Source organism: Pseudomonas sp. BAY1663 (assembly GCF_000582595.1).
Taxonomy (GTDB): domain Bacteria; phylum Pseudomonadota; class Gammaproteobacteria; order Pseudomonadales; family Pseudomonadaceae; genus Stutzerimonas; species Stutzerimonas stutzeri_AF.
Map to the genome: position 1 here is coordinate 1 of NZ_AZSV01000122.1, position 9,228 is coordinate 9,228.

General features: G+C 69.0%; 9 protein-coding genes. 2 read left to right on the forward strand and 7 right to left on the reverse strand.

Annotation, left to right across the window (positions count from 1 at the left end; translation table 11 throughout):
- From BAY1663_RS21005 to BAY1663_RS21030, 6 genes are all read right to left on the reverse strand, one after another.
- The coding region (locus BAY1663_RS21005) for an NnrS family protein (RefSeq protein ID WP_037044666.1) at positions 1 to 1,078 on the reverse strand (1,078 nt) is incomplete at its 3' end.
- Complete coding sequence (locus BAY1663_RS21010; RefSeq protein ID WP_037044668.1) at positions 1,072 to 1,896, reverse strand: ABC transporter ATP-binding protein; 825 nt, start codon at positions 1,894 to 1,896, stop codon at positions 1,072 to 1,074. The genes BAY1663_RS21005 and BAY1663_RS21010, both read right to left, overlap by 7 nt.
- Positions 1,893 to 2,684 (reverse strand): ABC transporter permease, encoded by a 792-nt coding sequence (locus BAY1663_RS21015; RefSeq protein WP_037044670.1) that lies wholly within the window; start codon positions 2,682 to 2,684, stop codon positions 1,893 to 1,895. The genes BAY1663_RS21010 and BAY1663_RS21015 overlap by 4 nt, the downstream gene beginning before the upstream one ends.
- On the reverse strand, positions 2,681 to 3,667 hold the full coding sequence (locus tag BAY1663_RS21020; RefSeq protein WP_037044672.1) for an ABC transporter substrate-binding protein: 987 nt from the start codon (positions 3,665 to 3,667) through the stop codon (positions 2,681 to 2,683). The genes BAY1663_RS21015 and BAY1663_RS21020 overlap by 4 nt, the downstream gene beginning before the upstream one ends.
- Positions 3,667 to 5,712, reverse strand: a complete 2,046-nt coding sequence (locus tag BAY1663_RS21025; RefSeq protein WP_037044674.1) for a TonB-dependent siderophore receptor — start codon at positions 5,710 to 5,712, stop codon at positions 3,667 to 3,669. The genes BAY1663_RS21020 and BAY1663_RS21025 overlap by 1 nt, the downstream gene beginning before the upstream one ends.
- A 127-nt stretch (positions 5,713 to 5,839) precedes the next feature.
- Entirely contained in the window at positions 5,840 to 6,409 is a 570-nt protein-coding gene (locus tag BAY1663_RS21030) for a DUF6436 domain-containing protein (RefSeq protein ID WP_037044677.1), read from the reverse strand.
- An 87-nt stretch (positions 6,410 to 6,496) separates the two neighbouring features.
- Here BAY1663_RS21030 and BAY1663_RS21035 point away from each other — a divergent pair, with 87 nt between their 5' ends.
- A complete protein-coding gene (locus BAY1663_RS21035) occupies positions 6,497 to 7,435 on the forward strand; it encodes an alpha/beta hydrolase (RefSeq protein ID WP_037044679.1) in 939 nt (312 codons plus the stop codon).
- A gap of 7 nt (positions 7,436 to 7,442) precedes the next feature.
- On the opposite strand, the gene BAY1663_RS21040 is transcribed toward BAY1663_RS21035, so the two are convergent.
- On the reverse strand, positions 7,443 to 8,210 hold the full coding sequence (locus tag BAY1663_RS21040) for a DUF2059 domain-containing protein (RefSeq protein WP_037044681.1): 768 nt from the start codon (positions 8,208 to 8,210) through the stop codon (positions 7,443 to 7,445).
- Between the two features lie 163 nt (positions 8,211 to 8,373).
- Here BAY1663_RS21040 and BAY1663_RS21045 point away from each other — a divergent pair, with 163 nt between their 5' ends.
- A complete protein-coding gene (locus BAY1663_RS21045; RefSeq protein WP_037044683.1) occupies positions 8,374 to 8,982 on the forward strand; it encodes a 2OG-Fe(II) oxygenase in 609 nt (202 codons plus the stop codon).
- Positions 8,983 to 9,228 lie beyond the last annotated feature (246 nt).

The following is a 9,228-nucleotide window of genomic DNA, read 5'->3' on the forward strand; positions in this document are numbered from 1 at the left end:
CCGCGCTGGCGCGCAGCAGCGCGGCCACCAGCAGCAGGCAGGTCGCCAGCGGCACCCAGCGGCGTTGGTCCAGCGCATGGCCGCTGTGGGTGCGCCCGGCGATGCACAATACCGCCAGGATCGACACGCCCATCGCTCCGAGCGTCAGCAGGTGCCGGCCGGCGCTGCTGGCTACGCCGTTCGCCAGCAACGAGATGCCCAATGTGGCGTAGCCCAGCGCCATCAGCCAGTAGACGCTGTAGAGCATCAGCGACCAGCGCTCGAACAGCGCCCGGCCGATATGCCAGTCGTTCAGCAGGTTGAGCATCGCCGCCGCCGCGGCCAGCGCCAGCCAGCCGTTGAGCGCCACCGGCAGCGCCAGCCATTCGCCGAGGCTGAACAGGGCGATGCAGACGATCGCCAGGTTGCGTCGCGGCGGCCGGGCGCGATAGTCCTCGTCCACCTCGTGGCCACGGTCGCGGCGGACCTGGATGGCGTCGTTGAGGATGCGCATGGAGATGCGGCTCATCGCCACCACGATCAGCACCATCATCACGCCGACGCCTGCGTGCAGCCAGCGCATCGGGTAGTGGCCGGCCAGCACGTCGAGATGGAAGCCTGCCGTCACCAGCGCCAGCGCGCCGAGCCCGCCGAAGAATCCATACTGGCGACGCAACGGGTCGCCCAGCAGGCGTGGCGTCAGCAGCACCGGCAGCGCCAGGGCGAAGGCGACGTTGCCCAGCGCGGCCGGCCACGGTCCGAGCACGCCGGACAGCCAGAAGCACAGCCGCGCCGCCAGCCAGAGGGCGACGAAGCCGAGGCCGACACGCCGGCCGAACGCCGCGCTGGCGGTGAATTCGGGCACCGCGGTGAGGACGAAGCCGGCCACCGCGGCGAGGCCGAAACCCAGCAGCAGCTCGTGCGCATGCCAGACCAGCGGGCCGCCCGGGACCGCCGGCAACGCCAGGCCGAAACCGAGAAAGCCGAGCCAGAGCGCCACGCCGAGCACGGCCAGCAGCACGCTGACGAGAAACAGCGGGCGGAAGCTGCACAGCAGCAATGGCCAAGCGGCGAGCCGGCGGGTGACGGTAGTCAGCATCGTGAACGCCTCCTGCTGGCAGTGGATGGAGAGGCCGCCTCGCGTATGACGCCCTGGGCGACGCTCGGCAACGCTTGTGGCGCGCGCGTGGCCAGGCCGAAGCTCTGCCGCACCGCCGGCAGCTGCAGCAGTTCGGCGGTGTACCGGTAGATCCAGGCATCGGTGCGCTGCGGCGCCGGCAGGTCGAGTTCCAGGCGGCTGACGATGCGCCCCGGCTCGGCCGCCATGACCAGGATGCGGTCGGCCAGGCGCACCGCTTCCATCAGGTCGTGGGTGATCATCAGCACGCCCATGCCGCGCGCGGCCTGCTCGGCCAGCAGCAGCGCGTAGAGTTCCTCCTTGAGGCCGATGTCCAGCGCGGCGAAGGGTTCGTCGAGCAGCAGCAGGTCCGGCTGCAGCACCAGCGCCCGCGCCAGCGAGACGCGGCTCTGCATGCCGCCGGAAAGCTGGTGCGGGAACTTGGCCAGATCGCCTGTACCCAGGCCCAGGCGCAAGGCCAGCGCAGTGGCTTGCCGCAGACGCGCGTGCCGGACGATACCGCGCGCCTTGAGCCCCAGCGCGATGTTGTCGGCGGTGGTCTTCCACGGTAGCAGGCGCGGCTGCTGGAACATGCTGGCCGGGTTGCCGAAGCCGTTGTCGATGCGGCCTTGCTGCACGTCCAGCAGCCCGGCGCAGAGGTGCAGCAGGGTGGTCTTGCCGCAGCCGGAGGGGCCGACCAGGGCGACCACCTCGCCGGCGGCCAGGCCGAAGTCGATGCCGGCGAAGATCTCGTCGCGGCCGAAGGCGTGGCCCAGGCCGTGGACTTGCAGGTGCTTCATGGCGATACCTCGCGCCAGCGTTCGACTTCGCGCTTGATCGGCTCCAGCAGCAGGTATTCCACCGCCAGCAGCAGGCCCACCACGGCGCTGATCCAGGCCATGGTGGCGCTGGTGTCCAGATGCGAGCGCGAGACCGCCAGCGCCGCGCCGACGCCGTCCTGGGTGGCGAGCAGCTCGGCCATCACCACGATCTTCCAGGCCATGCCGAGGGCGGTGATCCAGGCCGGGAACAGGTAGGAGACCACGTGCGGCAGGTAGACATCGAAGAACAGCATGCGTCGCGGCAGGCGGAAGGCCAGGGCCATGTCCTTGAGCTGGTTGTCCAGCGTGCGCGTGCCCTGCAGTGCGCCGACGAACACCAGCGGGAAGCTGGCGATGAACACGGTGAACACCGGCGTGCCGTCGCTGGCGCCGAACCAGAGCATCGCCAGCACCAGCCAGGCGATCGGCGGCATGCCCATCAGCACCGTGACCAGCGGCCGCGCCATCATCGAGGCGGTCATGGAGACGCCGGCGGCCAGCCCCAGCGCGCTGCCCAGCAGCACCGAGAGGGCGAAGCCGAGCAGGGCGCGCCGGCCGGTGGCCAGCAGTTCCGGCCAGGCCGCGCCGTCCTCGATCAGCTGCAGCAGGCGGGCGAAGGTGTCCAGCGGCGCGGGCAGCACCAGCGGGCCGTAATGCGCGGCCACCGCCTCCCAACCGGCGAGCAGCAGGCACAGGCTGGCCAGCGCGCCCCAGCCGCTCCAGAGATAGCCCGGCAGGCCGCCCAGCCAGCTGCGCAGCAGGCTCATGGCCCAGCCGGCGCGTAGAAGTCCGCCGGCGGCAGCTTGCCGCCGACCAGCGCCGGATTCTTCTCGAGCAGCCGCTCGAAGAGGAACTCGACTTCCGCCCGTGCCTCGGCGGCCGGCACCGCCTGCATCTGCGCCACCGCCAGCGAGTCGGCGACGGCCTCGGCGCTGAGCATCGGCAGATGTCTGGCGACCAGTTGGCCGCAGGCATCGGCATGGGCGCGGCACCACTGCAGGGAATCGGCATAGGCCCGGGCGATGCGCGCGGCGAGCGCCGGGTCGTCCTTGATGCTGGCCATCAGGGCGATGCCGGCCTGGGGAATGCGTGCCTCGCGCTGCAGCAGGCGGCCCCATTCGCGCTGCAGGTCCACGCTGCGATGCAGCTCGGGTGCGACCAGGCTCAGGGGGCCCTCGGCGGCTTTGCGCAATGCCATGGAGATCGCCGGCTCGGCCAGTAGCGCATGGTCGGTGCGGCGCATCAGCAACAGCTGCATGGCATCGATGGGCGTGGCGACGTAGCGCAGGCGCAGGTCCTTGCGAAGGTCCAGGCCTTCGCGCTCGGCCAGCAGGCCGAAGAGGATGTCCGGCATGTCGCCGCGAAACGGCATGGCGATTTCCTTGCCGCGCAGGTCGCCGATGCTGTTCAGCTGCGGATCGCGGGACACCAGCCAGAGCAGGCCCCAGGTCGAGACGTTGAGCAGGCGCAGGCTCGCGCCGCGGTTGTAGAGGTTGGCGGCGACGTTGACCGGCATGGCCAGCACGTCGGCCTGGCGGTTCAGTGCCATCAGCCGCAGCTGGTCGGGATCGCGCCAGGCGACGAATTCGACCTGCTCGGCGATATCCGCCAGGGCACCGGACTCGACCATGTGGATCAACGGGTTGGACACCGAGGAGGACGGGCCGGCCAGCACCAGGCGCGGCAGCTTGCCCGCCAGCGCCGGCGTGGCGGCGGCCAGCAGGACGATGAGCAGCAGTCGGCGGATCATCAGAAGCTTCCACTCACGGCCAGGGTGATGCCGCGTCCGGGCGCTTCCAGCTCGTAGCCGCTGACGCCGTCGGCCAGGTGCTCGTGATAGGCCTTGTCGAACAGGTTGCTCAGCTTGGCGTCGAGGTTGGCGCTGTGCAGCACGCCGACCTTGCCGAAGCCCCAGCCGAGGCTGGCATCGGCGGTGACGAAGCCGGCGGTCTCGTCCTCGGTGCCGTTGGAGAAGCGCGTGGCGACGCGGTCCTGCTCGGCCACCGCGCGCAGCTGGGCGTGCCAGTAGAAGCCGCGCTCGGCCGGCTGGCCGATGCCCAGGGTCAGTTCGTGGGCGGGCATCTGGTACAGCGGCTCGTCGTCCTGCTTGTTCTCGCCGCGCAGCCAGGTGAAGCCGGCGTCCACCACGAAGGCGCCGACGGCCTTGCTGGCGCTGCCTTCGAGGCCATAGATCACCACCTCGTCGAGGTTCTCGGTGCGCTTGATCGGCAGGCCGTTGGGCGCGTTCATGCCGGTCACGCGGCCGGCGATGTAGTCGTCGATGCGGGTATGGAAGGCCGCCAGGCGGTAGTCGAAACCATCGCCACGGCCCTTGAGGCCGATCTCGAAGCTGGTGGAGCGCTCGGGGTCGAGCTGTGGGTTGCCGATGTGATAGTAGCCGTCGCCGCGGGCGGCATCCTCGAAGCGCTCGCGCAGGTCGGGGGCGCGGTAGGCCTGGCCGACGTTGGCGTAGAGGTTGAGCGTGTCGCTCAGCGGATGGGTGGCGCCCAGCGACCAGGACAGGCTGGTGTCGCTGCTGCCGAGGCCGCTGGTCTGCGCGGCGGCGCCGCTGCCCTTCTGCCTGGCGTCGCCGCGGACGCGATCCAGGCGTGCGCCGGCGACGAGGGCGGTGCGGCCGAGCTCGAACTCGTCCTGGGCGAACAGGCCGTAGGAGGTCACCTCGCCGTCCTTGAACGGGTCGTTGCGCTGGTCGTTATCGAAGAAGGGCGGGTTGTTGTGGATGTGCCGTTCGGGGTCGCCGGTCATCCGCCAGCCTTCGACGCCGACGCTCAGCAGGTGGTCGGCCAGCGGCACCCGGTAGGACGAGCGCAGGCCGTGGGTGATGAAGCTGACGTCGTTGCGCACCTGGTTGCGGCCGAGGTTCTCGGAGTAGGCGCGGATTTCCCGGTAGACCTCCTGGCGGTAGATCTCGGTGCTCAGGGTGCCCTCGCCGAGGCGATTCTCCAGGCCGACCTGGAACAGCTCGCGGCGCTGCTCCGGCGAATGCATGGTGACGGTGCCGAGCAGCGCCGGGGTGCCGCTGCGGGCAGAACCGGGATACCAGACATCGCGGTCGGTATGGCGCTGCAGGTTGAGGTTGACGCTGACATCGTCGCTCAGCCGCTGCTTGTACTTGAGCAGCAGGCTGTCGGAGCTGTAGCCCGTGCGTTCCTCGGTGCCGCCGGGGCTGTCGTAGTCGTTGAGCTTGCGGCCGGCGACGCCCAGCACCAGCGCGTGGTCGCTGCTGGAATTGCGCAGCAAGGCCGCGCCATTGAAGCCTTCGTCGACGCTACTGGCGGACAGGCCGAAGCGTCCGCCCGTTTCCTCCTGCTCGGTGAAGCGCGCTTCGGGGGTGATCAGGTTGACCACGCCACCGAGGGCGCCGCTACCATACAGCACCGAGCCCGGGCCCTTGACCACCTCGACGCGGTCGAGCAGGCCGAGGTCGCCGAACGAGGCCAGCGAGCCCTGCGGCTGCGCCGAATTGAGCCGCACGCCATCGACCAGCATGACGATGCTTTCCTTCTTCAGCCCGCGCAGCACCGGGTTCTGCCCCCAGGCGCCGTCGCTGTGCACGGCGAGCCCCGGTTGGCCGCGGAACAGGCTGCCCGCCGGCGTTGCCGTTTCGCTCGGCTGCGGCTGCAGTACCTCGATCGCCTGCGGGATGTCCTGCGCCGCGGCCTGGTAGCCCTTGGCGGTGACCACGGTTTCCTCCAGCTCCAGCGGGGCTGCGAGAACGGAAGAGGTGCTGATGGCCAGGCAGGCCAGGGCCAGCGGGTGCAGGCGGAGAATCATCGAACGGCTCCCATGAAGATCGTCGGCGGTGCTGCCGACCGCAACAATGGGTGCGATTCTCTTTCAGTTGATAATAATTATCATTTGATTGCAATCAAGTTTGCCCGCCGTACTGCCGCCGTATTCGTTATTGCTGCCAGTCGCAGAAACAGGCCACCGCCAGCGAGTGGGTGGCGCGCACCTTGCGCCCGGCGAGCACCGCCTCGAGGATGGGCTCGACGAAGCTGTTGTCCGAACTGCACACCGCGCCCTCGCTGTAGGGGCCGATGTAGACCAGCTCGCCTTGCTGGTCCCAGATCCCCACCGCGGGGCTGGCCGGCAGCTGCTCGGCACCGATGAGTCCTTCGAGAGGCTTGAGCGCGGCCAGCGGCTGCGGCAGGCGGCCCTGGCTGCCCGGCTTGCGCACTTCGTAGAACTCGACCGGCTGCCCGGCGAAGCGCTGCAGCAGCTCCTGCAGGTGCTGCTGGTTGCCGACGTTGCACGGGCAGCCCGGGTCCCAGAAGTGCACGAAGCGCACCGTGCCGTGGCCCTGCAGTTCGGCGGGCAGCCTGAGCGCATCGCCGGAGAACAGCTCGGCGCGCTCACCCTCGAAGGTGCGCAGGTAACGCGCCTCGAACCACTGGAAGGCGGCCAGCATGGCGCCGGCCCAGAGCAGGGCGATCAATGCGGCGAGCAGGTATTTGCGGCGGGTGCTCATGGCGGAATTCTGTTTGCGGGTGCGCAAGCTTGCCATGATGCGGCGCAGAGCTGAATATCCCGAGTCACCGCAACCCGAAAGAATCCCATGCCCGCGCGTATCCAGCCCGAGCGTTTGCGTCGCGGCCTGCCGCCGTTGTCCCAGGCTGTCGACGTATCCGCTGAAGCCCTCGAGTACCAGGCCTACTACGGCCTGAACATGCCGCACCGGCGCAATGTCCAGCGCCGCCTGGGGCGCTTCCGTGTACATGACTACGATGTGGTCGCCCAGGCTTGGTGGCCGGAACAGCCGCATGCCAGCCTGCTGATCCTGCACGGCTACTACGATCACATGGGCTTGTATCGGCACGTGGTGGAGTGGGGCCTGGAGATGGGCTTCGCCGTGCTGGCCTGCGACCTGCCCGGGCACGGGCTGTCCAGCGGCCCGCGCGCCAGCATCAACGAGTTCGACGAGTACCAGGCGGTGCTGGCCGGGCTGTTCGAACAGGCGCGCCAGCTGGATCTGCCGCGCCCCTGGCATCTGCTCGGGCAGAGCACCGGCGGCGCCATCGCCCTCGACCATCTGCTGCACCAGACGGACAACCCCGATCTGGGGCGGACCATCCTGCTGGCACCGCTGATCCGCCCGCGCGCCTGGCTGCGCTCGCGGCTCAGCTACGAGCTGGTGCGGCGCTTCGTGCGGCAGATCCCGCGGACCTTCACCGACAATTCCAGCGATCCCGCCTTCCTCGAGTTCGTCCAGAGCCGCGATCCGCTGCAGCCGGACATCCTGCCCACGGCCTGGGTCGGTGCGCTGTCGCGCTGGATCCCGCGGATCGAGGGGGCGCCGGACAGCACGCACTCGCCGCTGATCATTCAGGGCGAGGCGGACATGACCGTGGACTGGCGCCACAACCTGCCCATGCTGCAGCGCAAGTTCGCCACATCGGAAATCCTCCGCCTGCCCGATGCGCGCCACCATCTGGCGAACGAACGCGAAGAGCTTCGCCGCGCCTACTTCGACTTCCTGCGCGAGCGGCTGAAGTAGCGCCGGGTCAGATGCTCGGCTGCTGCGGTTCCAGCTCGTTGCCGCTCATGCCCACCGCCAGACCGGCCCGCAGTGCCTGCAGCGCAGCCTGGTAGTAGGCCTTGCCCGCGTCCGACTGGGCGAACTGCAGGAACTCCTCCAGCTCGGCATCGGACAGCTCGCGATAGACGTAGAGCAGGGTGTTGTCGAGATCGCCCTCGATCTGCTCGACCATGCGCCGGCGTTGGCTGCTCAGCAGGCTTTGCGCCTGGCCGCCGCCGAGCAGGCCGGGAATCATCTGGCTGAGGCTGTCGGCCGCGACCCCGGCCAGCGCCAGGCTGACCTCGGCGCCCGCTTCGCTGGCGGGAATGGCCTGGGCCAGATGACGGATCAGCAACTGACGATTGCTGCCGGCCTCCATGCGCGGCAGGCCGCCGGCGTGGCGGGCCAGCTGTTCGCGGCGGGCGGCGAGGACTTCGGCCGAGACGATCTTGCGCCCCAGCGGCGACTGGAAGAACGCCAGCGATGGCTGCGGCTGCGCCAGATTCGCCCGCAGCGCACCCAGGGCCCGCTGGTCGATGGCGTGGGAGGCGAAGCGGCGATTGCTGTTGGTGACCAGCGCCTGGAACACCGCCGGCGGCAGGGTGTCCTTGTAGCGTTGCTGGGCGGTGGTCAGCGCATCGGCGAAATTGGCCCGCTGTTCGGTCCAGCCGGCGGTCTCGTAGAGCTCTTCGTAGGTATCGGCGAAGCCGACGAGGCTGAAGGTCAGCAGTGCACAGGCTAAAAGGGCGCGCATGGAAACTCCTGTCTGGCGGGCGGTCTATTTTCCGTGCCCCGGCGTATGCTTGTCGAGGCGCGAACGCGCTGCCGCCGCGGGCTGGCGAGATTGCCGCAGCGCAGCTTGTGGCGGAGTCGCGACAGACTCTAGACTCTGTCAGTATCCCTTCGGAGTCACTTCCTTGCCGTTCTCTTCGATCATCGACGACCTGGCCGAGCGCGGCTGGTCGTTGCAGCGTTCCTTCCTTTCCAGTGATGTGACCCACAAGCTGGCCGACGAGTGCCGCAGGCGCGAGGCCGAGGGTGCGCTGGCGCCGGCCGGCGTCGGCCGCGGCGAGGCGCAGGTGGTGCACGAAGGCATCCGCAGCGACCATATCCAGTGGCTGGAGCCCGGCCAGTCGCCGGTGTGCGATGACTACCTCGAGCTCATGGACGGCTTGCGCCAGCAGCTCAACCGCGAGCTGTTCCTCGGCCTGGAGGAGTTCGAGTGCCATTTCGCCTTCTACCCGCCGGGGGCGTTCTACCAGACCCACCTGGACCGCTTCCGCGATGACGACAGCCGTTGCGTGACCGCGGTGCTCTACCTCAATCCGGACTGGCAGCCAGCGCATGGCGGTATGCTGCGCATGCACTTCGCCGACGGCTCGCAACTGGACGTCCCGCCGCTGGCCGGCAACCTGGTGGTGTTCCTTTCCGGCGAGTTCCCCCATGAGGTGCTGGCCACCCAGGCCGAGCGCCTGTCGCTCACCGGCTGGTTCCGCCGACGGCCGGCGGATGTGCTGGCGCTCTGATCCTTCTCTTGGCTTGGCGGTGAAAGCCGCTGCCCGGGCGATCGGACGTTCACGGACAAGTTGGCGCTGAGCGCAGCGAAGCCCAACTGGAACGTGTTGGGCTTCGGCGCTTCGCTCCTCGACCCAACCTGCGCAACGCGCTATGGCATAGCCGTAAAAAAGGTTCTTCTCATTTCATGGGGACAGGCTGCTTGACACCGGACTGGCAAGATTGGGTGTGTTGAATGAAAGTTTTGCTTTCATTGG

What these genes read in the sequence shown, in the direction of transcription:
- BAY1663_RS21010 (WP_037044668.1), bottom strand. Translation starts at nt 1,896, where the DNA reads ATGAAGCACCTGCAAGTCCACGGCCTGGGCCACGCCTTCGGCCGCGAC.
- BAY1663_RS21020 (WP_037044672.1), bottom strand. Translation starts at nt 3,667, where the DNA reads ATGATCCGCCGACTGCTGCTCATCGTCCTGCTGGCCGCCGCCACGCCG.
- BAY1663_RS21030 (WP_037044677.1), bottom strand. Translation starts at nt 6,409, where the DNA reads ATGAGCACCCGCCGCAAATACCTGCTCGCCGCATTGATCGCCCTGCTC.
- BAY1663_RS21025 (WP_037044674.1), bottom strand. Translation starts at nt 5,712, where the DNA reads ATGATTCTCCGCCTGCACCCGCTGGCCCTGGCCTGCCTGGCCATCAGC.
- BAY1663_RS21040 (WP_037044681.1), bottom strand. Translation starts at nt 8,210, where the DNA reads ATGCGCGCCCTTTTAGCCTGTGCACTGCTGACCTTCAGCCTCGTCGGC.
- BAY1663_RS21035 (WP_037044679.1), top strand. Translation starts at nt 6,497, where the DNA reads ATGCCCGCGCGTATCCAGCCCGAGCGTTTGCGTCGCGGCCTGCCGCCG.
- BAY1663_RS21015 (WP_037044670.1), bottom strand. Translation starts at nt 2,684, where the DNA reads ATGAGCCTGCTGCGCAGCTGGCTGGGCGGCCTGCCGGGCTATCTCTGG.